Genomic DNA, 21609 nt, shown 5'->3' with positions numbered 1-21609 from the left:
CGGTCCGGGCTGATTCGACGTACGGGCGGCGTGGGTAGGGTGATCGTGACGGACGGAGGCGATCATGACGGCTGACCACCCCTCGGCGCCGCACGGTGAGCTACCCGGCGCTTCGGCCGAGCCGGCGGAATCGATCCTGCTCGACGAGCCCAGCACCACCGACCTGCGAGCCAAGGTGACCGAGGCGTGGCAGGAGTTCGCCCGCGCGCTCGCCGTACGGCTGCGGGAGCTGCCCGCCGGCGCGCACCTCGACGTGACCCTGGACCCGACCGCCTCCGGCACCGGGGACGCCGTCTACTCGATCAGCGTCGACAGGGACGGCGACGGCGCGTTGTCCGCCCGTGCGGTGGGAAACTCCACACTGCCGGCGGGCTACCGACTCGACCGGGGAGCGGTGGCCGACATGATCGCGCTCGGGTGGTCCCCGCCCGGTGTGGTCGCCGGCAGCGGCGGGTCCTTCGGCCTGGACGGCACGACGGCCGAGTCGACCGGGATCGCCAAACTGCTGTCCCGGACGCTGCGCGACGTGTACGGCGCACCACACCCGGCCTTCCTCGTCTACACCGTGCAGGACTCCGAGGGCGAGCCGCTGGCGGTGGACCCGCTCGGCACGGCGCGCAGCGAGTTCGGCCCGGACGCCGACGTCGAGGCCGATCTGGAGGAGGCGCTGGCCGAAGCGGCAGCCGCGCAGGTCGAGCGGGAGGACGTGCTCGACCTGGCCGAGCGGGTTCGCACCGTGATCTCCACCATGCTGAAGTCGGAACCGGACCGGTTGCAGGTCGACTCGGACGGCGACATCACCATCCGCGCCGGCTCGGCGATGGTCTTCGTGCGGGTACGGGACAATCCGCCGCTGGTGGACGTCTTCTCCCCGGTGCTGACCGAGGTGGAGCCCACCGAGCGGCTCTACGTGAAGCTCTCCGAGTTGACGAACCGGATGCCGATCGGCCGCCTCTACTGCGCCGACGACACGGTCTGGGCGTCCATCCCGGTCTTCGGCCGGAACTTCCAGGCGACCCACCTCATGCTGGCGGTGCAGGTGATGACCGGCCTCGCCGACGAGTTGGACGACCGTCTGCACGGCGAGTTCGGCGGCAAGCGCTTCTTCGGCGAGGGTGACAAGCCGGTCCGCCGCGACGATTCCGAGCACCGAACCGGCATGTACCTCTAACAACCCACCCCCGCCCCCCCGCCCTCGGTCCCCCGCGCCCCCGCCCCCGGTTCCCGCGATCTTGCACTTTCTGTTGCGGCATAAGGCGCAAAAGCCGCGTAACGGCGACCGAAAGTGCAAGATCGCGCGGGTCTTGGCGCGGCGTGGCGCGGCGGGGCGCGGCGGGGCGCGGCGGGGGCGAGGGCGCGGGTGGGGCGGGTTATGGGGCGGGGGACGGGCCTACGCCGGGGGACTCGACGAGCCGGGACAGCACGATGGTGCTGCGGGTCGAGGTCACGAAGGACTCGGCGCGTAGCCGTTCCAGCGCCGCCTCCAGGTGCCCGATGTCGGCGGCGCGCAGGTGCACGAGCGCGTCCGCCTCTCCGGAGACGGTGTACGCGCCGACCACCTCGGGGTGCCGGCGGGTGGCCACGCCGATCTGCGCCGGGGTGGTCCGGCCGGCGCAGAACAGCTCGACGAAGGCCTCGGTGGTCCAGCCGACCGCAGCCGGGTCGACGACGGCCGTGAATCCCCTGATGACGCCGGTGGCGCGCAGTCGGTCGACGCGACGCTTGACGGCGGGGGCGGAGAGCGACACCCGGGTGCCGATGTCGGCGTACGACGCCCGGGCGTCGGCGACGAGCAACGCAATGATCCGCTGGTCTACGGCATCTATCTGCAACGTTCCGCCTCTGGGAAGCAACGGTTGTGGCTGTTTTCAACGTTCCACGGTACCTACTCTTGGTGACCGTGAACCAGCAGCGAGTGCCGCGAAAGCGGACATATCTCATGTGCTCACCCGAGCACTTCGCGGTCGAGTACGCCATCAACCCGTGGATGGACGTGACCACCCCGGTCGACGCCGACCTGGCGGTCAAGCAGTGGGACCGGCTGCGCGAGACGCTGGTCGGCCTCGGCCACGAGGTGCACCTGCTCGCTCCCGAGTCAGGGCTGCCCGACATGGTCTACGCCGCGAACGGCGGCTTCTCGGTCGACGGCACCGTCTACGGCGCCCGGTTCAAGCACGAGCAGCGGGCCGCCGAGGCCGCCGCCCACCACGCCTTCTACGAGACGCAGGGCTGGCGGTTCATCGCGCCCAGCGAGACCAACGAGGGCGAGGGTGACTTCGCCTACGTGCCGGAGGCGCACGGCGGGCTGGTCCTGGCGGGACACGGCTTCCGCACCGAGATCCCGGCGCACGCCGAGGCGCAGGAGGCGTTGGGCCGCCCGGTGGTGTCGCTGCGTCTGATCGACCCGCGCTTCTACCACCTGGACGTGGCGCTCGCGGCGCTCGACGACTCGAACGTCGTCTACTTCCCGGGCGCGTTCTCCTCGGCGAGCCAGCGGGTGCTTACCCAACTCTTCCCGGACGCGGTCATCGCCGACGACGAGGACGCCATGGCCTTCGGGCTCAACCTGGTCAGCGACGGCGCGAACGTGGTACTCAGCAGCGAGGCCACCCGGCTGGCCGGCAAGCTCAAGGCGGCCGGGTACACGCCGGTGCCGGTCGATCTGGCCGAGTTGAAGAAGGGCGGCGGCAGCGTGAAGTGCTGCGTCGCCGAACTGCGGCACTGACTCCGGTACGCCAGGGGCCGGCCTCCCGACGGGAGGCCGGCCCCTGCTCGTGCTCCTGGTGGGCGGTCAGCCCAGGGTGGCCAGCTCGTTGATCAGCACGTTCGACATGACCTGACCGTCACGCTGCACCTCGCGCAGGTACCACTTCTGCTGCGGGGTACGCGGCTGGTTGAACTGCCAGATGCCGCGCGGGCTGTCGATCTGGCCGATCTTGCCGAGGGCCAGGTTGACCTGCTGCGGGGTGGGCTTCCCCCCGGTCAGCTGGATGGCCTGGTCGAGCACCTGCGCCGCGTCGTACGACGCCATCGCGTACGTGGTCGGGGTGACCTGGTACTTCTTGCGGTAGGCCGAGGCGAAGACCCGGTTCGAGGTGTTGTTCAGGTCGGCTGAGTAGTTGAGCGCGGTCTGGATGCCCAGCGCGTTGTCCTTCAGGTTGTCCAGCACCGTGCCCTCGGTGAGGAAGCCGGGCGCGTAGATCGGTCCGCTGAACTTCTCGCGCAGCTGCTTGATGAACTCCACCGAGGCGGCGCCGGCGAAGAAGCAGAAGACCGCCGTGGGCTTCTTGGCCAGCGCCTTGTTGATGTCCGAGACGTAGGTGGTCTTGCCCGGGTTGGGGGTGGGGTTGGTGTAGGTGACCGGGTCGGCGATCCGCGGGTCGGTCGTGCCGAATTCCTGCCGGAAGCCACGCACCACGTCCGGGCTGCCGACGTTCTCCGGCATGATGATGGCGACGCGGCCGTTCTCCGGCAGTTGGTCGCGGAGGTAGCGGCCCAGCGCCCGCCCGGCCTCGTCCAGCACGTACGACGTCCGCCAGATGTAGAAGACGCTCTGCAGGCTGCTCGGCGATGCGTTGGAGCCGATCAGCGGGACCCGGGCCTGCTCGACGGTGTCCCGGATGCCGACCATCACCGCGGAGTTGACCACGCCGGTGAGCGCCAGCACGCCCTGCTTGAGCAGGCCTTCGACGGCGGCCTTGCCGGTCTTCGCGGTGTCTCCCTCGTCGGCGGTCAGCAGCTCCACGGGGTGACCGCCCAGCCGCTGGTCGTGCAGATCGAGGAAGAGTTGGAACCCGTTGGTGATGTCGTCGCCGATGCTCTTGAAGCCACCGGCCTGCGGCGTGATCAAGCCGATCTTGATCGGGCCACGGTTGGCGGTCGATTCGGCTTCGCCGTCACCGTCGGAGCCACACCCGGCGACGAACCCGGTGGTACCGAGCGCGGCCAACAGTTGGAGCGCCCGCCTGCGATTCATCTGTGACACCAGGTTCCTTCCGAGGAGCGTTGCCGGGGCCGAAGACCGCCCCTTCGGCGTTCTACCTGGTCCGCGACGCTGCGTCAATGGTTAGTGATCATCGTGCAGGGACCGCAACACCGCGAGAACCCGGGGCCAGGCGGCGGACTCCGGATCGATCAGCCCGAAGTGCTCACATTCGGGCAGTTCGATAAGGGAGATTTCGGAATCGGCGGCACGGGCGTGTGTGACGAAATTCGAGCTCATCTCCACCGGGACCTGGAGGTCCTGCCTTCCGTGGATGACTACGGTGCGTGCCTGAATGGGTACCAACGCCCGTGGATCCGCCGCCGCGTAGCGCTCCGGAACCTCCGCCGGGCCGCCGCCCAGCAACGCGGCGACAGCACCCGAGTCCAGGTCCCGCCGGTACGCCTCAACCAGATCGGCCACCGGGGCCAGGGCGAGGATGCCGCCCACCGTCGCCGGAGCGGTCGCCGCCACGTACAGCGCCAGGTGGCCACCGGCCGAGTGGCCGAGCAGGATCGGCGCGGTCCGGGCCACCCGGCCGGGCAGCGCCTGCTCGGCCAGCGCGGGCAGCTCCGCCACCCCGGTCAGCACGTCGACGAGGGTGCCGGGCCAACCGCCACCCGGCTGCCCGGTCCGGCGGTACTCCAGCTGCGCCACGGGATAGCCGTCGGCGGCCAGCGCGGCCGCCAACGGGTCGGTGTGCCGTCGGTCGTACTCGGCGCGCCAGAAACCGCCGTGCACCACGATGACGAGCGGCAGCGCCGGGCCCGTCCCCGCCGGGCGACGCAGATCGGCCACCTGGTTCGGGTCGTCGCCGTACGCCACCGTCCGGTCGGGCGCTGGCGCGGGCCGGGTCAGCACGGCACGCGGGTCGACGGACATGGCGCGACGGTAGCGCGCCCGCCCGGGTGGTTGGGCCCCGGTAGTCGGTCCCGGGCGGCATGGGCCGCGCCCGCTGGGTAAAGATGGACCCCATGACCGACGCGCGCTCCGCTGGACAGAACGACGAGCACGGCACCGACGACTCCGGCCACTCCGGTGCGGTGGTGGTGGTCGGCCCGGACGGCCGGCCGATCGGCACCATGCAGACCGAGGAGGGTCAGGGCGAGGACCCGACCCGCCTGGTCGAACAGCCGGCCAAGGTGATGCGGATCGGCAGCATGATCAAGCAGTTGCTGGAGGAGGTGAAGGCCGCGCCCCTCGACGACGCCAGCCGCAGCCGGATGCGGGAGATCCACGAGCGGTCGATCGTCGAGCTGAAGGAGGGCCTCGCCCCCGAGCTGCGCGACGAGCTGGAGCGCATCTCGCTGCCCTTCGCCGAGGACAAGGCCCCCAGCGAGGGTGAGCTGCGGATCGCGCACGCCCAGCTGGTCGGCTGGCTGGAGGGCCTGTTCCACGGCATCCAGGCGGCACTGGTGGCCCAGCAGATGGCCGCCCGGGTCCAGCTGGAGCAGATGCGCGGCGGCCGGCAGGCGCTGCCCAGCGGTCCCGGCGGGATGGTGCCCGGAATGCCGGGCATGGGCCAGCCCGGCGGCGGCGAAGGCCACAACACCGGTCAGTACCTCTGACCTCAGTCCACCCCGAAGACCTTCTCCAGGTACGCCGCCACGCCGTCCTCCGAGTTGGTCGCCGTCACCTCGTCGGCGACCGCCAGGACGGCGCGGTGCGCGTTCGCCACTGCCACACCGCGCCCGGCCCAGGTGAGCATGGGTACGTCGTTGGGCATGTCCCCGAAGGCCAACACGTCCGCCGCGGACACGTCGAGCTGGTCGCAGTACCAGGCCAGCCCCGCCGCCTTCGTCACACCCGACGCGGAGATCTCCACCAGGCCGGACGACGACGAGTGCGTCGCCTCGGCCAGCCCGGTCACCGCTGCCGCGATCAGCGCCGCGAAGGCGTCCGGGTCCTGCTCGCCGGCACGGGCGAGCAGCTTCACCGCCGGCACCGAGAGCAACTCCTCCGGCGTCTCGACCGGTCGGATGCCGTCGGCATCAGCGTCCCAGCGCAGCGGGTAGTGCGCCTCGTGCCGCATCTCCCTGCTGTCCTGGATCTCGACGGCGAAGCTGATACCGGGCACCTCGGCACGTAAGCGTCGGGCCACCTCGGCCAGGTGGTGCGGCGCCAGCGGGTCGGCACGCACGACCTCGTCGTTGAACGGGTCGTAGACCACGGCGCCGTTGGCGCAGACCGCCGGGAGCGGTTCGGCGAGCTGGTCGTACACCATCTTGAGCCAGCGCACCGGACGGCCGGTGACCAGGACGACCGGCGTGCCCCGCGCGGAGATCCGCGCGAGCACGGCGGCGGTACGCGGGCTGACGGTGTGGTCGTCGCGGATCAGGGTGCCGTCGATGTCGGTGGCGACGAGGCGGGGTGTTTCTTCCATCACCGCGACAGTAGCCGGTCCAGATACACCGCCACCCCGTCGTCGTCGTTGCGCAGCGTCACATCGTCGGCGACGGCACGCAGCGTGGGATGCGCGTTGGCCACCGCCACCCGCGACCAGCCGGCCCACTCGAACATCGGCAGGTCGTTGGGCATGTCGCCGAAGACCAGCACGTCCGCCGGATCGACCCCGAGGGTCTGCGCCACCACGTTCAGACCGGTCGCCTTGTCCACCCCGGGCGGGGTGATCTCGACGAAGCCGAGCCCTGCCTGGGTGAGCGTGGCGACCTGCGGCGGGACGATCCGACGGGCCACCGCCAGCAGCTCGTCCACGTGGTGGTCGGCGGTGCGCGCGAACGCCTTGAGCACGTCACAGGAGAGGCACTCCGCGCGGCTGCGGGCCTCGAACCGGTCCTGGTAGGGCCAGCTCTCGTCGTAGTCACCCCAGAGCGGGGCGTCGTGCTCGTCGGACGCCTCGACCATCACCGTCAGCGGGCCGACCGCGGCCTCCAGGTCGGCGAGGAGCCGCGCCAGCACCTCGGCGGGCAACCGCTCGTCGCGGAGCACCACCGGGCCGGCCGGATCGCTCTGGTCGACCACCCGGCCGCCGCCGGCCATCACCAGGAAGTCGGCCGCGCGGATGTCGTTGCGGGTCAGCTCGGTCAACCGGGGGCCGCGACCGGTCGCGCCGACCACCGGAATCCCGGCGGCCCGCACCCGGTCGAGCACCCCATGGGTGTACGCGGAGACGGTGTCATCGCTGCGCACCAGCGTCCCGTCGAGGTCGGTCGCGATCAGCTTGGGTAGTCCTGGGCGGGTCATCGTTCCTCCTTCGCCCACCGCCGTCGCGCCTGCCGCGGTTGAGGGAGCCGGAACGGCGGGCAGCAACCGTACCTCGGGAAACAGCCCCCAACCATGTCTTCCAGGCGAATCGCCCCCGAACAACCCGAGGGCGGTCCCACGTGTCGATCTTGCAGATCCGGTTGCCGTTATGCGGTGATATCACCGCTATGTCGGGACAGGGAGTGCAAGATCGCGGGGGTCTGGGTGGGGTCCTGGGCTCGGGTGGGGGTGGGTCAGGAGGGTGGGGTGGGGTGGGTGAAGGGGGCGGTGGGGGTGACCGTCAGGTCGGCCGGTGCGGGCAGGCCGTCCTCGTCGATCGGGTCCCGACCCCGGCGCGGGCGCGTGGCACGGGAGGGTGGCGTCAGTCCGGGCCGGTCGTCGCCAGCCGCTTCCACGGGCGTGGCCGGGGCGAGCCGCAGGGCGACGGCCAGCAGCACGCACGCGACGAACGCCAGCACCAGCCCGCGACCGTAGTCGGTGCGAAAGTCGTCCTGCTGCGAGTAGAAGAAGTTCAGCTGACTGGGACCGTCGAGGGTGGTGGCGGCGGCGATCAGCATCGCCAGCAGTGCGCCGGCGAGGGTGAGGCCGGCCAGGCGGGCGTTCGGTCGTGCCGCCGCGGTGCCGCGCAGCGCCAGGGCCACGGCGCAGACGAGGCCGAGTAACCCGACCAGGTAACCGACCCCGAAGCCGCCGATCTCGGACACCCCGGCGGGCACCTCGATCGTGGCGGTGCCGACGGGACCGCTGTTCGGCACGATCATCACCAGCCACTCGCCGACGAGTGAGGCGACCCCGGCCACCGCGCCCAGGGCGGCGAGCAGCACGGGGAGCCGAGGATCCTGTGTCAAGGCCGCTGCGGACCAGCCGAATCGACGGCGTACGGGCGGGTCCGCGGCACCCCACTCGATCACGGCAGGGCCCTCGGACCGGTCGCCTTGGCGTGGGATCGGAAGCTCCTCGGACATCGCCATCCTTCCGCCGGTCACGGACCTGGGTCGCATCATGGCACAGCTTCCTGGTGGTGACCGGGATCGCAGGGCTGGCGAGCGTGCCGGTCGGTCGCCCCGGCGGTCACCTTTCCGCTAGCGTTTGCCGCATGCCTATCCGTACCGCTTCAGCACAGTGGCAGGGCAACCTCACCGAGGGCGCGGGCACCGTCCGCACCGGTAAGGGCGGCCTGTCCGGCAACTACTCCTTCAAGTCGCGCTTCGAGGAGGGCGAGGGCACCAACCCCGAGGAGCTGATCGCCGCCGCGCACGCCGGCTGCTTCTCGATGGCGTTCTCGAAGGCGCTCGCCGACGCGGGCACGACGGCCACCTCCGTCGAGACCACCGCCAAGGTGCACCTCGACAAGACCGACGCCGGCATGACCGTGACCCGGATCGACCTGGAGACCGTCGGCCAGGTCCCCGGCATCGACGAGGCGGACTTCCAGAAGCTCGCCGAGGCCGCCAAGGCCAACTGCCCGATCTCCCGCCTGCTCTCGCCGGGCGCCGAGATCACCCTCAGCGCCCGCCTGGCCGCCTGAGCGCATCGTCCACAGCGCACGTACCCGGACGGAGTCGGCCCGGAATGAGCCCTCCTTCCGGGTACGTGCGTTCCGGTCACTGTCCTGCGCAGGGCCGGGCCGGCCGCCGTCACGTCGGGCACAATGGGCGAGGTGCCGGTGGAGATGAGCCGCGAGCGCTTCGAGGAGTTGGTCGGCGAAGCCCTCGATGAGGTGCCCGAGGAACTGCTCGGCCTGATGAACAACGTGGTGATCCTGGTCGAGGACGACCCGCCGCCGGGTGAGTCCGACCTGCTCGGCCTCTACGAGGGGCACGCGCTCACCGAACGGGGCTGGGACTATTCCGGCGTCCTGCCGGACCGGATCTTCATCTACCGCCACCCGATCCTGCGCATCTGCGACAACGACGAGGACGTCATCGACGAGGTGGCGGTGACTGTGGTGCACGAGATCGCCCACCACTTCGGCATCGACGACGCGCGACTGCACGCCCTGGGCTGGGGCTGACCGTCCCGCGTGCGTCGCGCCCGTCCCGCGTGCGTCGCGCCGTCCCGCGTGCGTCGCGCCGTCCCGCGTGCGTCGCGCGGTGCCGCTTGCCGAGGTCGCCTACCGTCGGTGCAGCGAACGCGACACTATTCAGGAGGCCCTTCATGCGCAGCGAGCTGTTCTCCACCGAGAATCTGGAGAAGGAGTCCGCGCAGCCCGGCATGCGGCTACAGAACTCCAAGATGCTGAAGATCGAGCTGAACGGCGAGGCGATGGCCCGGGTCGGCTCGATGGTCGCCTACCAGGGCAACGTGCAGTTCCAGGCGCTCGGCTCGGGCGGGCTCGGCAAGTTCCTCAAGCAGAAGCTCACCGGTGAGGGCGTTCCGCTGATGAAGGTCTCCGGCCAGGGGGACGTCTTCCTCGCGGAGCTGGCGAAGGACGTCCACGTCATCGACCTGGAGCCGGGCGACGCCCTCTCGATCAACGGTTCCAGCGTGCTCGCCTTCGAATCCACCCTCCAGTACGACATCAGGATGGTCGGCGGCGCCGGAATGGCCTCCTCGTCCGGCCTCTTCAACTGCGTGTTCAGTGGCTACGGACGGATCGCCATCACCACGAAGGGCACCCCGGTCGTGCTCAACGTCGACGCCCCGACGTACGTCGACCCGCAGGCGGCGGTCTGCTGGTCGGCCAACCTGCAGACCGGCTACCACCGCGCCGAGCAGCTCGGCCTCGGCACCCTGCTCGGTCGCCGCACCGGTGAGTCGTTCACCATGAGCTTCGCCGGTCAGGGCTTCGTGGTGGTGCAGCCGTCCGAGGAGCCGCCGGTCATGGGCAGTGGCCAGCAGCAGCAGGAGGGCGGTCTGCTCGGCGGTCTGCTGAGCTGATCGCGGCGGCGCGGCGCTCCCGGTCGCGGGAGCGCCGCCCCGGGTCAGGTCAACTCGCCGGTGCGCAGGCGCGCCAGCCAGGCCGCCGCGTCCGCGTAGTCGACGTCGGAGAGACCCGCCGGCGCGGGCACCGGCCGTTCGGCGGGCGCGTCGGTCCAGCGGTGACGCGGGTACGAACCGAGGAACCGGACCTCGGCGCAGACCCGGCGCAACCCCTGCAACGCCTCGCCGAGACGTACGTCGGCGACGTGGCCGGTGCAGTCCAGGAAGAAGACGTACCGGCCCAGCGCCTCACCGGTCGGACGGGACTCGATCCGGGTCAGGTTGACCCCGCGTACGGCAAGCTCCATCAGCACGGACAACAGCGCGCCGACCCGGTCGTGCGCGATGTAGACGGCGAGCGAGGTGAGATCGTCGCCGGTGGGCGGCGGTGGCGGCCCCGGCCGGGACACCAGCGCGAACCGGGTCACCGCGTCCGGGTGGTCCGCGATCTTGTCGGCGAGGATCGCGAGCCGGTGCCGGGACGCCCCGATCGGCGCGCAGATCGCCGCGTCGTACTCGCCGGTGGCGGCGCCCGCGGCGGCCGCGCCGTTGGACAGCACGTCGACCACCACGGCGTCGGGCAAATGGTCGTGCAGCCACCCCCGGCACTGGGTGGACGCCTGCGGGTGGGCCGCCACGGCGCGGATCGAGGTCAGCGGGGTGCCGGGCCGGGCGGCGAGCACGAAGTCCACCGGCAGGACCACCTCCCGGGTGATCACCAACGGCTCGCCCTCGGCCATCTCGTCGAGCGTGACCCCCACGGCCCCGCCGATCGAGTTCTCCAGCGGCACCAGCGCCGCATCCGCGTCACCCGCCCGGACGCTGTCCAGCGCCTCCCCGACACTGCGGGCGGGCGTACGGGTGCCGCGCTCGGCCGCGGGCACGGAGCGCAGGGCCTGCTCGGAGAATGTGCCCTCCGGCCCGAGGTAGACGAAACGCGTCGGCGGTGTTCCCGGCATGTCGATCAGACTACGCACCCGGCCGGGTGACCGGACCGGCGTCGCAGGCAAGGGTGCGGATCCCGACCGGGGCGGTGGCGCGTACCTCGATGGTGCAGACGTCAGTGCCGGCGGTGACCAGCGACGGCGCCGACCGACTGCCGCGGGTGACCACCTGGAGTTCCTCGTGCCCGGTCACCCCCACCACGGTGAACTGCCACTCACCGGCGCACAGCGGCCCGGTGCGGACCTGGACCCGGACGTTCGTCGGGAGCACCCCGGCGCGGCCACGCAGCAGTCCCACCACCTGCTGCCCGGTCGGCCCGTTCCGGCATGCCGTGGCGACGTACCCGGCGTCCGGCGTGGGGCTGACCGTGCCGCGTGATGGCACGCTGGTCGGCGGGGTCACCGGGGCCGTGCTCGGGGCCGCTGTCGTCGGGGCAGCGCTCCGACTGGGCACGGCGGTCGGCTCGTCCTGACCGGGTGGGGCGCCGCAGCCGGCCAACGCCGCGACGGCGAGCACCGCCACTGCCGTGGGGAGGAGCCGGCCCCTGCGCCGCCCGGGCGCACGGCGCACCGGTGGAACGCCGACAGTCGTCCGCGTCGGGGGGAGCGCGGGGCGGGGTGGGGCGAACGGCACGGGCCGGTCCTCGGGACATCGGAAGATTCGTCGCGGCCGGGGCGGCCGAACCCATCGTAGGTTGCGCGGCCGGCCGGGTGAAGCTCAGCCGGTGACGCGGTGCCCGGCACGCTGGAGCGCGGCCGTGCCCTCGGTCAGCCGGACGGCCGGCACGAGCAGGTAGTCGGTGTCGAAGGTGGAGAACGTGACAGCGCTGACCCGCGCCTCGGCGAGGGGGTCGACGAGCGCGGCGAGGCTGACCGTCGAGTCAGCCGGGGCGGTGACCCGCAGGCAGCGCCAGGCAGTCTCCAGCACGGCCTGCTCCGGTGCCCGGTCGCTCGGGCAGATCACGGAGATGCCGTCGGAGGTCCAGCTCACCGTCACCACGTCGGTGCCGCTCAGCCCGCTCGACAGCGCGTGCGGTAGGACGGTGCCGGCCGGCAACCGGCACACGGCGTACTCCCCCGGCAGCAGGACGATATCGAGCATGAGGGCACCTTACGGCCTCGACCCGGACCCACCCGCGCAACGCCGCGTGCGGCGAAGGACACACTCCGCCGCAGGTCAGACCTCGGAGAAGAAGGTGAGCGAACCGGCGACGGCACCGTCGGTGAGCAGTGGCGTCGAGATCGCGTCGACTGTCGCGTCGGAGCTGTCCGCCGAGGCGGCCTGCACCCGCAGGAGCCCGCGGGCCAGTCGGCCGGAGGAGAGGGCCAGCAGCGGTGGGATCATGTCGATCTCGGCTTCGGTCAGCTCGCCCCGGTTGGCCGTGAAGTCGAGCAGGCGCAACCCGCCGTCGAGCAGCGGGCGGCCGATCAGGCCCTCCGGCTCACCCAGGCAGAGCAGCTCGCAGCCGGACGTGGAGATCGCCACCACCCGGGTGCCGGCGTCGATCAGCAGACACGGCTCGTCGGCCCGGGAGACCGTCAGCGACCACTGGCCGACGTTGTCGGAGTCGGGCTCTGTCGAGCCCTGCGCCGCCGAGACGAACGCTTCCGAGAGCGAAAGTTCGACGTGGGCCACCGCGCCTCCTATGTGCACCGATCGACTGTCCACGCTAGCGGGTCGCCGACGGAATCACCGAGCGCACCAGGTCACCGGGCGCGCGGCGGGAACCGAGGCGACCGGCGACGGCGCGGAAACCGGTGAGGTGAACGGGGGGACCGGAGCCACGTGGCGTCGCCGGTGACGTTACCGGTGGTGAGCCGGCTTGTCAGCGGCCGTTCGGCCCTCGTCGTACCACCGGTAGTCGGCTGTTGGACGGTAGGTGCCGTTCAACCAGGTGCCGGGATGCTGGGCGACCCGGGACAGCTTCTCGGCGGTGGCCGGGCTGATCCGGCTGCCACCGGCCACGAGGAGCCGGTCCAGTTCCCGGTGGGTGGCCATCAGGCAGTCTTTCGGCAGCCCGTAGACACTGATCACGCCGGAGCCGACGAAGGTCAGCACCGGCGTCACCGGAACAGGCAGCCCCACCGCGTCGGAGAGGGCCTTGCTGGCCCGCTTGGCGTCCCGGCGGGCCTCGGCCACGTATGGCGGCCGCTTGCCGTTGATCTGCACCACGTCACCGGCGACGAGCACCCGGGCCCGGCCGTGATCGGCGATGGTCACGGCGAAGAGCCCGCTCGGCCCGATGGCGAGGAATCCGGCGCGGTCGTCCTGACCGCGGTCGAGGACGTCCGCCACGTCGGTGCGCGGCCACTCGATGACGTGCCAGGCGGGCCCGAGGTGGTCGAGCCGCCCCAGAGCCCGTGCCCCGGCCGCCTCCAGGCGGCGCGCACCGCGCTCGGCCCGACGACGGCGGGCCCACTCGAGCGGTGTCGGACGGACCGGTTCGAGAACCCCCGGCGACTCGGCGCGGGGGTGCGGCACCGCGACGGGCGGCAGTGCCCGAGCGGACGGTACGGCTCGTCGTGCGGGAAAGACAGTCATCGCGACCTCCGGCAAAAGGTCCCTCGAAGTTATGTCCTCACTACCCTACGTTGCCACTACCGGTGTTCGGCAAGCCGGAGCGCCGGAATGACTGTGGATGAATGCCATATTCATCCACAGTTCTTTTCTCGGATGCCGCTAAACCCTGCCCTACGCTGCGGGTGTGACCCACTACGTCGACAGTGAAGTCGGCCGGCTCGGCACCGTACTGCTGCACCGGCCCGGCCCCGAACTGGCCCGGCTCACCCCACGCAACAACGACTCGCTTCTGTTCGACGCGATCCCCTGGGTGGGGCGCGCCCAGGAGGAGCACGACGCGTTCGCCGCCGCGCTCCGCGAGCGCGGCGTCGAGGTGCTCTACCTGGCCACCCTGCTGGCCGAGACCCTCGCCGTCGCGGACGCCCGCGCCGAGCTCACCGAGCAGGTGTTGCGCTCCCGGCGACTCGGCGACACCCTCCGGGCCCGGGTCGCCGACCACCTCTCCTACCTGGACCCGGCCGCCCTGGCCGACGTGCTCACCGCCGGGCTCGCCCACGAGGAGCTGCGGATCAGCTCGGAGCGGCCGGGCGGGCTGGTCTACACGCTGATGGATCGGCACGAGTTCGTCATCGACCCACTGCCCAACCTGCTGTTCACCCGCGACTCGTCGCTCTGGATCGGCGACCGGGTGGGCGTCACCAGCCTGGCCATGCCGGCCCGCCGCCGCGAGACCACACTGACCGACGCCATCTACCGTCACCACCCGCGCTTCGCCGGCACCGAGTTCGTCTACCGCCCGAACCTCGAACACCTGGAGGGCGGGGACGTGCTCCTGCTCGCGCCCGGGGTGCTGGCGGTCGGGGTGGGCGAGCGGACCACGCCGGCCGGCGCCGAACGCCTCGGGCGGCAGGTCTTCGCCGCCGGTCTGGCGCACACCATCCTGGTGGTGCCGATCGCCCAGAAACGCGCCACCATGCATCTCGACACCGTGTGCACGATGGTCGACGTGGACGCGGTGCTGATGTACCCCAACATCGCGAGCACGCTCTCCGCGTACACGGTGATCGCGGGCGCGGACGGCGCGGACCCCCGGGTGGACGGCCCCGCGCCGTTCCTGCGGGCCGCCGCCGACGCGATGGACCTCGACGTGCTGCGGGTCATCGACACCGGTCTGGACCCGGTCACCGCGGAACGGGAGCAGTGGGACGACGGCAACAACACCCTCGCGCTCGCGCCCCGGCTCTGCGTCGGCTACGAACGCAACACCGAGACCAACGCACAGCTCGAACGCGCCGGCATCGAGGTCATTCCCATCGCCGGCTCCGAGCTGGGCTCGGGCCGGGGCGGGCCCCGCTGCATGTCCTGCCCGATCAGCCGCGAGCCGCTGCGCTGAGCGACGGAGGCGAGCTGCCGGGCGTCAGCGCAGGGTGAGCTGGCGGCCCAGCAGGCCCTGACGGGCCCGGCGGCTCGCCGCGTCGAGTGGACCGGTGACGGTGAGCGCCTCGGCGTACCGCTTGGCGAACTGCGCCACCGGCTCCTCCCACTCCGCCGCCGGCGTCTCCTCCGGCAGGTCCCAGACCGGCACCAGCCGGCCGTGCGCGCGGAACATGCCGGCGAACCTGGTCTGCTCGCCGAGCGGCAGCGTGCCGGCGGCGCCGAGCCGGGCCAGCGCGTCCAGCGCGACGTCCTCGTCGTCCGCCAGCACCCACCGCACGTGTGCCTTCTCCGGGACCTGGCACCAGTACGCGGCCTTCGCCGCGGTCAGCCGCACCGTCGGGTAGATCGCGGCGTTCGCCCGCTCCAGCGACGCCTGGACGGTCGGGTCGTCGGTGGCCCCCGGGTCGAGCCAGAAGTCGAAGCCGTCGTGCATGCTGATCTCGAGTGGACCGTCCTCCAGGATGTCCTGGAGGCGGGGGCCGGGGCCGGGCAGCGGTGGCACCGTCACCTGACCACCCGGCTCGGTGCGGAGCGCGCAGAGCAGCGCGTCGGCCAGGTCCCGGGAGACGTCACCGGACTGCTGGTGGCGCTGGATACCGATGAGCACCCGACCGTCCGGCTTGCTGACCGCCGGGGCGGCCATCGGCAACACGGTGGCGAGCGTCACCTGCCGGTCGCCGAACTCCTCGACCAGGGCGGGCGTCAGCCGCAGCGGGGCGGAGGCGGCCGGCACCAACTCGCGCAGCGCGATCCACTCGGCCTCGTCGACCAGCCCGTCGAACGGACGCGGCACGAAGACATCCCGCACCTTGTCCCGGCGGGGGGCGGCGGTGTCGGCGGCGGTGCGCTGGTTCTTACGACGCTTGCTCACGGCGTCACAGCCTAGAGCCCTCAGCGCCGCACCGCGGGCCGGACCCACCCACCCGGGGCTTCAGCCCGCTGTCAGCAGACGCGGACGGGAGGGGGGCGGGGCGGCGGTGGGCTCGAACTCGGCCCAGACCCGCTGGCCCATGCCGTCCTGCTCGACGCCCCAGCGGCTCGCCAGGCCGGCCACGATGTGCAGCCCTCGACCGTCCGCCGCGTCGAGGCTGGCCGTCCGCAGCCGGGGAGCGGTGCCCGCGCCACCGTCGGTCACGCAGAGCTGGACCAGGGCACCGTCGGTCGACTGTCGCAACCGCCAGGCCACCCGGATCACACCGCCGGGCAGCGGCCGGGCGTGCCGCACCGCGTTGCCCACCAGCTCCGCCAGCACCGCGATCAGATCCGCCAGGAGCGTCGACGGTACGACGTCCGCCAGCTCGTCGGCGAGCCGGTGTCGGGCCAGCCGTGCCCCGCCCGGGTGGTGGGGGACCACCACACACCACGCCCGATCCCTCGCTGCCACTGCCGCTGCCACCGTCGCCTCCACGTCGCGCCACCTCGGTCAACCGCGTGGTAGCCGCACCTCTGCGACCGTACCGCCGCCGGTCCTCGGACGTAGGGATACCCATCCATTCTGTTGTTCAACGATCCGGCGGACGAGATAGAGGCCCAACCCTGCCCCCGGATAGCCCCGGCGGTCCCCGGACTCGCCCTGCCAGAACCTGTCGAACGCCCGTTCCACGTGCTCGGGTCGGATGCCGATGCCCCGGTCACTGACCCGGAACGCCACCAGGTGACCGTCGGCGGAGGCGCTGATCTCGATCGGTGAGTCGGGCGCCGAGTATTTCCCGGCGTTCGTCGTCAACTCGGTGAGCACCGTGGCCAGGCTGGGTCGGTGGCCGAGCGCCTTGGGCAGGTCGCTCGGCAGCAGCAGCACCAACCGGCGACGCAGCTCCGTCGGCAGGTCCACGACGGCGGAGCGCAGCGCCTCGCCCAGGTCGAACGGGCTGGGTGGTTCGTCGCCCGGCCCCACCTCGGACGCCGAGCTGAGCAGACGGTCCACCAACCGGGCCAGCTCGTTGGCGCGCTGCCCGATCACCCGGGCGGCCTGCCGCCGGTCGACGTCGCTGAGCGAGTCCCAGTGGTCGGTGAGGGTGTCCGCGTACCCCTTGATGACGGTGACCGGCGTGCGCAGCTCGTGGCTGGTCACCGCGACGAACAGCTCCCGGTCGTGGTCGCGGCGCTGCTGGTCGGTGATGTCGCGGAAGGTGACCACCCGCAACGTGCCCGGACCGGGCAGCTCGCCGGAGGTGATCCGCAGCCAGCGCCCGTCCGGCATCCGGTGGTCGCGGACCTGACCGGACGGCGGCAGCGGGAACGGCAGGGGACGGCCCAGCGCCTGCTCCACCGGCTGGCCGGTGACCTGGGCGGCGGCCGGGTTCCAGAGCCGGACGTGCTCGTCCCGGTCCACGACGGCCAGCCCGTCGGCGAGGGCTGCCACCACCGGGCCGTCGCCGTGCACCGGCAGGCCGCTCTGGTCGCCGTACATGTGCGCCACGCAGGCCGCGAGGTAGGTGATCGCACCGAGCTGCTCGGCGCTCGGCTCGTCGTCGCCCGGGTAGAGCGCGTGCAGGCTGCCGGCGGTGTGACCGCCGATCTCGGCCCGGGAGACGACCATCCGGCGCAGGCCGCTGCCGGCCAGCTCGGCGGCGAGCTTGCCGTTCAGGTCGCCCACCCGCACCTGGCGCACCCGGGGACCGGCGAGCAGGCAGACAGTGTCCGGGTCGTCGACCGCCAGGGGCCGGCCGAGGGCCCACTCCGCCACGCCGGTGGCGGCGATCACGCGACCGCCGGTCGGCCCGAACTCGACGAACGCCATCCCGGTAGCGCCGAGTGCCGGCTGGGCCACCCGGAGCAACTGGGTGAGGACCGGTAGTCCCGCGTCCCCCGAGTTGATCATCTCGATGACGACGGTGTGGCCGGCGAGGAGAGCGGGGAAGTCGATACGCTCCGGCATGTGCCGAGTCTGCCCCGCGGACCCGGATTTGGGCACCCCCCGGCTCAGCGCTCCAGCCGGGCGAGGGTGTGGGCGGGCCGGTCGGTGATGATCCCGTCCACCCCGGCGGCCAACACCAGCTCAAGGTCGGTCGGTTCGTTCACCGTCCAGACGTACACCTGGTTGCCGGCGGCGCGCAGCGCGGGCAGCAACCGCGGGCGGGCCCGGACCAGGCCGATGCCCGGCCCGGCGATCCGGGTGCCGAACGGCAGCCGGCCCAACCGCAGCCAGCGCGGCAACACCTCCAGCAACAGCACGGTGGGCAGCGCCGGGGCCAGCTCGCGTACCCGGCGGACCGCCAGCGGGGAGAACGACATCACGGTGACCTGCACCGGATCGTCCGGCGCCGGGTCGGCCAACCCGTAGCGGCGCAGCAGCTCGACCAGCCGTCGTTCCACGTTCGAGCCGTAGCGGGACGGGTGCTTCGTCTCGACCAGTAGCCGGACCGGCCGGCCGGCCGCGAGCACCGCGTCCAGCAGCCGGGCCAGGGTCAGCAACCGGGTGTGCGACTCGTCCGGAGGCAGGTCGCCGCTCGGCGCGCTGCCCGGGTGCCAGGAGCCGAAATCCAGGGCGTCCAGCTCGGCGAGCGTACGTGCGCTGACCAGGCCGCGGCCGTTGCTGGTGCGGTCGAGCCGCCGGTCGTGCACGCAGACCAGGTGCCCGTCCCGGGTCAGCCGGACGTCGCACTCCAGGCCGTCGGCGCCCTCGTCGAGTGCGCGGAGGTACGCGGCGAGGGTGTGCTCGGGGAGGTCGTACGAGGCGCCGCGGTGCGCGAAGACCAGTGGCCCGCCCATCCCGACGACCTCAGATGACCTGACCGGGCTGTCCGTTCGCGTCGACCACCGGTCGGCCGGTCGCGGCCCACTGGCGCATCCCGCCGTCGGCGTTTCGCACCTGCTCCCAGCCGTTGCTGATCAGGTAGGCGACGACCTGGGCGGAACGCCCGCCGGAACGGCAGATCACCGCCACGTCCCGGTCGGTGGGCACCTCGGCCAGCCGTGCCGGCAATTCCATCATCGGCAGGTGGTGCGCTGTGGGGGCATGGCCGGCCGCCCACTCGTCGGCCTCCCGCACGTCGAGCAGGTAGGTGTCGTCGGCGATCTCGGTCACGGGCACTGTGGGAACCTGGGGTCCGAACACAGCTAGCAAGACTAGATCCTCGACGGCCGATTCGGCACCGACCGGGCCGTCGGCACCATCACAAACGGGTCACCCAGCGGGGGTTGGCCTGGGCCCAGGCCGGCACACGGGTGCCGCGAATCGCCTCGAACAGCCCGTCGCCCCCGTTCTCCAGCACCACGTACGAGACCTCGTCGATGGTCTGCGGGGAGGACGGCACCTGGACGCCGCGCATGCCGTCGGGCGGCAGCGCGCGCAGCGCGAGGAGCAGATCCTCCAGGGGTACGCCGTTGGTGTCGACTGTCAACGAGCCGCCGACCGCCCGTAGCACCTGGTCCAGCTTGACGGGGTTGCTGCGCAGGTCGGACCTGCCGGCGCTGTCCAGCATCGCTCGGAGCAACTGCTGCTGGTGGTGCTGCCGGTCGTAGTCACCGCCGGGGAGGTCGTAGCGCTGCCGTACGTAGTCGAGGGCCTGTGCCCCGTCCATCCGCTGGCAGCCGGTGGGGAAGACCCGGTTCGTGTGGATCGAGCGCACCTCGGTGTCCACGCACATCTGCACCCCACCGAGCAGGTCGATCACCTTCCGGAAGCCGGAGAAGTCGATCAACGCGGCGCCGTCGAACCTGATCCCGGTGAGCCGGTGCAGGGTGGCGGAGAGCAGTTGCGCGCCGGCCTGACCGCCGCCGCCGTGCTCGTACGCGGCATTGATCTTGTCTTGCCCACCGCCGAACCCGTTCGCGGGTGGGATCGCGACCAGCAAATCACGCGGGACGGAGACCAGGTACGCCTCCCGTTGCCCGGCGGGGACGTGCACGATGAGGATGGTGTCCGAGCGCTGGTCCGGCCCGCTGTCACCGGGCCGCCGGTCGGAGCCGACGAGCAGATAGTTGAGGGGCCCGTCGAGGTCGGTGCGGTCGGCCCGAGCGTCCGGGTCGAGCAACTGCTCCCTGGTGACGGTGCGGTCGTACCGGTGGGTGAGGGTCTTGAGCCCGACCACGGCGAGCCCGGCCAGCAGGACGAGCGCCAGGCCGACGCCGAGCAGGATGCGTGACCCCCGGGCACGGCCGGGCCGGGCGGACCGGACCGCTCCGGCCCGACTCGCCGCGTTCCGTCCCCACCTGGACGTGACCGCCTCCCCGCAACCGATACGTGAAACCTGCTCACGTCAGGCTACGGGGAGTGACGGCGGCGGCGCTGGCGTTCCGCGACCACGACCTCACTTGCGGGTGGAGATCACCTCTGGGTGGGTGAAGACGAACTCGGCGAGTTTGTCCTCCTTGACCGCCCGGAACATGGCCATGGTCTCTTCGCTCAGGCCCTCGGTGTTGTTGCCGTTGGCGTGGAAGGTGCCGTTGTTGGTCTTGAGCATGGTCAGCTCGTTGGCCGTGACGCCGCGCATGGTGAAGATGAACTTCTCGATCGCGACACCGCCGGTGTCCAGCACGAAAGCCTTGCCCGCCGCCTTGATCAGGTTGTTCATCTTGGCCGGGTTGGTCAACATCCCGCCGTCGGTGGCCTTCTTGGCCATCGCCTTGATCAGCTGCTGCTGGTTGGCCTGCCGGTCGTAGTCGCCGTTCTTGAGGCTCTTGCGCTGCCGGGAGTAGTCGAGCGCGGCCCAACCCTCCATCTCCTGGCAGCCCTTCTTGTGCACCACCGGCGTCCTCGGCTTGCCGGTCTTCTTCGCGTCCGCGTTCCACATCGGCTTACCGTCGACGTACGACATGTGCAGCGACTTGACCTCCTGGCTGACGCAGATGCGCACGGTGCCCAGGGTGTCGATGACGTTCTTGAAACCGCCGAAGTTGATGATCGCCGCGCCGTCGAAGCTGATCCCGGTCAGGCGCTTGATGGTCTGTGCCATCAACTGGGCGCCACCCTCCCAGCCGCCACCGTTGGCGGCGCCGGCCTGGAAGGCGGCATTGATCTTTCCGGTGCCACCGCCGTAGCCGCTCTTCTTGAACGGGGGGATCTGCGCCTCGGTGTCGCGCGGGATCGAGATCAGGTATGCCTGGTCGTGCGAGGCGGGGATGTGCAGGATGATGATGCTGTCCGAGCGGACGTCGTCGGCGGCCCAGCGCTCCCGGGCGTCCACGCCGAGCAGCAGCATGTCGATGGGGCCGTCCAGGCTCGCCCCGCCCTCGGCGTCGGACTTGCCGGCGTCACCCAGCAGGTTGCCCTTGGCGATGTCACCGGTCGCCTGCGCGATCAGCGCCTTGCTGCCGACGATGGCCACCCCGCTGCTCAGCATCAGCACGGCACCGAAGACCACCGTCAGACGGGCCCAGAGTGGGTCCTTGCGCTTGCTGCGCTTCTTCGCCGACCCGCCCCCTGTGCCGCCGCCACCAGCGCCGCCGCCACCGGGTGGTGGTGTGGCCGGTCCGCCACCCGAGAGGCGCGACTGCGCGGGGATGGCCACACCGACTCGACCGCTGGGCGCGGCGGACCCGGAGGAGGAAGGGCGACGACTGGCCTGAACCGGCATGCGTGCTCCAGCTCGTGATCAGGAGGGGGCGGCACCACTGTACGTACATCAAATCGACTT

25 protein-coding genes are annotated in these 21609 nt (G+C 71.7%); 7 read left to right on the top strand and 18 right to left on the bottom strand.

Annotation, left to right across the window (positions count from 1 at the left end):
• The first annotated feature begins 64 nt into the window (after positions 1-64).
• Positions 65-1171 carry a hypothetical protein gene (locus O7634_RS08840; protein ID WP_278149649.1) on the top strand — a complete coding sequence of 369 codons (1107 nt, stop codon included), beginning with the start codon at positions 65-67 and terminating at the stop codon, positions 1169-1171.
• A gap of 199 nt (positions 1172-1370) precedes the next feature.
• Here the strand turns inward: O7634_RS08840 and O7634_RS08835 are convergent, their stop codons facing one another.
• Positions 1371-1832: an Lrp/AsnC family transcriptional regulator gene (locus tag O7634_RS08835; protein WP_278149648.1), complete on the bottom strand. Its 462-nt coding sequence runs from the start codon at positions 1830-1832 to the stop codon at positions 1371-1373.
• A gap of 59 nt (positions 1833-1891) precedes the next feature.
• Here O7634_RS08835 and ddaH point away from each other — a divergent pair, with 59 nt between their 5' ends.
• Positions 1892-2725 (top strand): dimethylargininase, encoded by an 834-nt coding sequence (gene ddaH / locus O7634_RS08830; RefSeq protein ID WP_347404244.1) that lies wholly within the window; start codon positions 1892-1894, stop codon positions 2723-2725.
• A 66-nt stretch (positions 2726-2791) separates the two neighbouring features.
• On the opposite strand, the gene O7634_RS08825 is transcribed toward ddaH, so the two are convergent.
• Both O7634_RS08825 and O7634_RS08820 read right to left on the bottom strand, forming a co-directional pair.
• On the bottom strand, positions 2792-3985 hold the full coding sequence (locus O7634_RS08825) for an ABC transporter substrate-binding protein (protein WP_278149646.1): 1194 nt from the start codon (positions 3983-3985) through the stop codon (positions 2792-2794).
• Between the two features lie 81 nt (positions 3986-4066).
• Positions 4067-4864 carry an alpha/beta hydrolase gene (locus O7634_RS08820; protein ID WP_278149645.1) on the bottom strand — a complete coding sequence of 266 codons (798 nt, stop codon included), beginning with the start codon at positions 4862-4864 and terminating at the stop codon, positions 4067-4069.
• An 83-nt stretch (positions 4865-4947) separates the two neighbouring features.
• Here O7634_RS08820 and O7634_RS08815 point away from each other — a divergent pair, with 83 nt between their 5' ends.
• Positions 4948-5550, top strand: a complete 603-nt coding sequence (locus O7634_RS08815; protein ID WP_278149644.1) for a bacterial proteasome activator family protein — start codon at positions 4948-4950, stop codon at positions 5548-5550.
• 2 nt (positions 5551-5552) lie between these two features.
• Here the strand turns inward: O7634_RS08815 and O7634_RS08810 are convergent, their stop codons facing one another.
• From O7634_RS08810 to O7634_RS08800, 3 genes are all read right to left on the bottom strand, one after another.
• Positions 5553-6365, bottom strand: a complete 813-nt coding sequence (locus O7634_RS08810) for an HAD family hydrolase (protein WP_278149643.1) — start codon at positions 6363-6365, stop codon at positions 5553-5555.
• On the bottom strand, positions 6365-7186 hold the full coding sequence (locus O7634_RS08805; RefSeq protein WP_278149642.1) for an HAD family hydrolase: 822 nt from the start codon (positions 7184-7186) through the stop codon (positions 6365-6367). The genes O7634_RS08810 and O7634_RS08805 overlap by 1 nt, the downstream gene beginning before the upstream one ends.
• 254 nt (positions 7187-7440) lie before the next feature.
• Entirely contained in the window at positions 7441-8172 is a 732-nt protein-coding gene (locus O7634_RS08800) for a hypothetical protein (protein WP_278149641.1), read from the bottom strand.
• A 131-nt stretch (positions 8173-8303) separates the two neighbouring features.
• Here O7634_RS08800 and O7634_RS08795 point away from each other — a divergent pair, with 131 nt between their 5' ends.
• The 3 genes from O7634_RS08795 to O7634_RS08785 all read left to right on the top strand — a co-directional run bounded on the left by O7634_RS08795 (position 8304) and on the right by O7634_RS08785 (position 10087).
• Positions 8304-8735 carry an OsmC family protein gene (locus O7634_RS08795; protein WP_278149640.1) on the top strand — a complete coding sequence of 144 codons (432 nt, stop codon included), beginning with the start codon at positions 8304-8306 and terminating at the stop codon, positions 8733-8735.
• A gap of 138 nt (positions 8736-8873) precedes the next feature.
• Positions 8874-9221, top strand: coding sequence for a metallopeptidase family protein (locus tag O7634_RS08790; RefSeq protein ID WP_278153915.1), 348 nt, complete (start codon positions 8874-8876; stop codon positions 9219-9221).
• A 143-nt stretch (positions 9222-9364) separates the two neighbouring features.
• Positions 9365-10087, top strand: a complete 723-nt coding sequence (locus O7634_RS08785) for an AIM24 family protein (RefSeq protein WP_278149639.1) — start codon at positions 9365-9367, stop codon at positions 10085-10087.
• Between the two features lie 44 nt (positions 10088-10131).
• Here O7634_RS08785 and pheA read toward each other — a convergent pair whose 3' ends face one another.
• The 5 genes from pheA to O7634_RS08760 form a co-directional block, all read right to left on the bottom strand.
• Positions 10132-11088 carry a prephenate dehydratase gene (gene pheA / locus O7634_RS08780; protein ID WP_278149638.1) on the bottom strand — a complete coding sequence of 319 codons (957 nt, stop codon included), beginning with the start codon at positions 11086-11088 and terminating at the stop codon, positions 10132-10134.
• 10 nt (positions 11089-11098) lie between these two features.
• Positions 11099-11644, bottom strand: coding sequence for a hypothetical protein (locus tag O7634_RS08775; protein ID WP_278149637.1), 546 nt, complete (start codon positions 11642-11644; stop codon positions 11099-11101).
• Between the two features lie 147 nt (positions 11645-11791).
• A complete protein-coding gene (locus tag O7634_RS08770; RefSeq protein ID WP_278149636.1) occupies positions 11792-12175 on the bottom strand; it encodes an ACT domain-containing protein in 384 nt (127 codons plus the stop codon).
• A 75-nt stretch (positions 12176-12250) separates the two neighbouring features.
• Positions 12251-12709 (bottom strand): hypothetical protein, encoded by a 459-nt coding sequence (locus O7634_RS08765; protein ID WP_278149635.1) that lies wholly within the window; start codon positions 12707-12709, stop codon positions 12251-12253.
• A gap of 168 nt (positions 12710-12877) precedes the next feature.
• Entirely contained in the window at positions 12878-13615 is a 738-nt protein-coding gene (locus O7634_RS08760) for a hypothetical protein (RefSeq protein WP_278149634.1), read from the bottom strand.
• Between the two features lie 163 nt (positions 13616-13778).
• Between O7634_RS08760 and O7634_RS08755 the strand changes: the two genes are divergently transcribed.
• The gene (locus tag O7634_RS08755; protein WP_278149633.1) at positions 13779-14987 is read left to right on the top strand and encodes an arginine deiminase; all 1209 of its coding nucleotides are present in this window, start codon (positions 13779-13781) and stop codon (positions 14985-14987) included.
• A 24-nt stretch (positions 14988-15011) separates the two neighbouring features.
• Here O7634_RS08755 and O7634_RS08750 read toward each other — a convergent pair whose 3' ends face one another.
• From O7634_RS08750 to O7634_RS08720, 7 genes are all read right to left on the bottom strand, one after another.
• Positions 15012-15902 (bottom strand): DUF5926 family protein, encoded by an 891-nt coding sequence (locus O7634_RS08750; RefSeq protein WP_278149632.1) that lies wholly within the window; start codon positions 15900-15902, stop codon positions 15012-15014.
• A gap of 60 nt (positions 15903-15962) precedes the next feature.
• The gene (locus O7634_RS08745) at positions 15963-16388 is read right to left on the bottom strand and encodes an ATP-binding protein (RefSeq protein ID WP_278153914.1); all 426 of its coding nucleotides are present in this window, start codon (positions 16386-16388) and stop codon (positions 15963-15965) included.
• Between the two features lie 66 nt (positions 16389-16454).
• Positions 16455-17909, bottom strand: a complete 1455-nt coding sequence (locus O7634_RS08740; protein ID WP_278149631.1) for a PAS domain-containing sensor histidine kinase — start codon at positions 17907-17909, stop codon at positions 16455-16457.
• A gap of 44 nt (positions 17910-17953) precedes the next feature.
• On the bottom strand, positions 17954-18742 hold the full coding sequence (locus O7634_RS08735; RefSeq protein WP_278149630.1) for a glycerophosphodiester phosphodiesterase family protein: 789 nt from the start codon (positions 18740-18742) through the stop codon (positions 17954-17956).
• Positions 18743-18752: 10 nt separating this feature from the next.
• Positions 18753-19088 (bottom strand): rhodanese-like domain-containing protein, encoded by a 336-nt coding sequence (locus tag O7634_RS08730; RefSeq protein WP_278149629.1) that lies wholly within the window; start codon positions 19086-19088, stop codon positions 18753-18755.
• Between the two features lie 58 nt (positions 19089-19146).
• Positions 19147-20064: an LCP family protein gene (locus O7634_RS08725; protein WP_278149628.1), complete on the bottom strand. Its 918-nt coding sequence runs from the start codon at positions 20062-20064 to the stop codon at positions 19147-19149.
• Between the two features lie 219 nt (positions 20065-20283).
• Positions 20284-21483 (bottom strand): LCP family protein, encoded by a 1200-nt coding sequence (locus tag O7634_RS08720; protein WP_278149627.1) that lies wholly within the window; start codon positions 21481-21483, stop codon positions 20284-20286.
• Positions 21484-21609 lie beyond the last annotated feature (126 nt).

Origin of the sequence: Micromonospora sp. WMMD1120 (assembly GCF_029626235.1) — a bacterium.
Taxonomy (GTDB): domain Bacteria; phylum Actinomycetota; class Actinomycetes; order Mycobacteriales; family Micromonosporaceae; genus Micromonospora.
The sequence above is the reverse complement of the archived record's forward strand: the minus strand, read 5'-3'. Positions and strand labels throughout refer to the sequence as shown.

Coding starts and splice junctions, on each gene's coding strand:
- O7634_RS08810 (WP_278149643.1), bottom strand. CDS start 6,365: ATGGAAGAAACACCCCGCCTCGTCGCCACCGACATCGACGGCACCCTG.
- pheA (WP_278149638.1), bottom strand. CDS start 11,088: ATGCCGGGAACACCGCCGACGCGTTTCGTCTACCTCGGGCCGGAGGGC.
- O7634_RS08740 (WP_278149631.1), bottom strand. CDS start 17,909: ATGCCGGAGCGTATCGACTTCCCCGCTCTCCTCGCCGGCCACACCGTC.
- O7634_RS08800 (WP_278149641.1), bottom strand. CDS start 8,172: ATGTCCGAGGAGCTTCCGATCCCACGCCAAGGCGACCGGTCCGAGGGC.
- O7634_RS08820 (WP_278149645.1), bottom strand. CDS start 4,864: ATGTCCGTCGACCCGCGTGCCGTGCTGACCCGGCCCGCGCCAGCGCCC.
- O7634_RS08785 (WP_278149639.1), top strand. CDS start 9,365: ATGCGCAGCGAGCTGTTCTCCACCGAGAATCTGGAGAAGGAGTCCGCG.
- O7634_RS08760 (WP_278149634.1), bottom strand. CDS start 13,615: ATGACTGTCTTTCCCGCACGACGAGCCGTACCGTCCGCTCGGGCACTG.
- O7634_RS08840 (WP_278149649.1), top strand. CDS start 65: ATGACGGCTGACCACCCCTCGGCGCCGCACGGTGAGCTACCCGGCGCT.
- O7634_RS08795 (WP_278149640.1), top strand. CDS start 8,304: ATGCCTATCCGTACCGCTTCAGCACAGTGGCAGGGCAACCTCACCGAG.
- O7634_RS08805 (WP_278149642.1), bottom strand. CDS start 7,186: ATGACCCGCCCAGGACTACCCAAGCTGATCGCGACCGACCTCGACGGG.
- O7634_RS08815 (WP_278149644.1), top strand. CDS start 4,948: ATGGACCCCATGACCGACGCGCGCTCCGCTGGACAGAACGACGAGCAC.
- O7634_RS08770 (WP_278149636.1), bottom strand. CDS start 12,175: ATGCTCGATATCGTCCTGCTGCCGGGGGAGTACGCCGTGTGCCGGTTG.
- O7634_RS08735 (WP_278149630.1), bottom strand. CDS start 18,742: ATGGGCGGGCCACTGGTCTTCGCGCACCGCGGCGCCTCGTACGACCTC.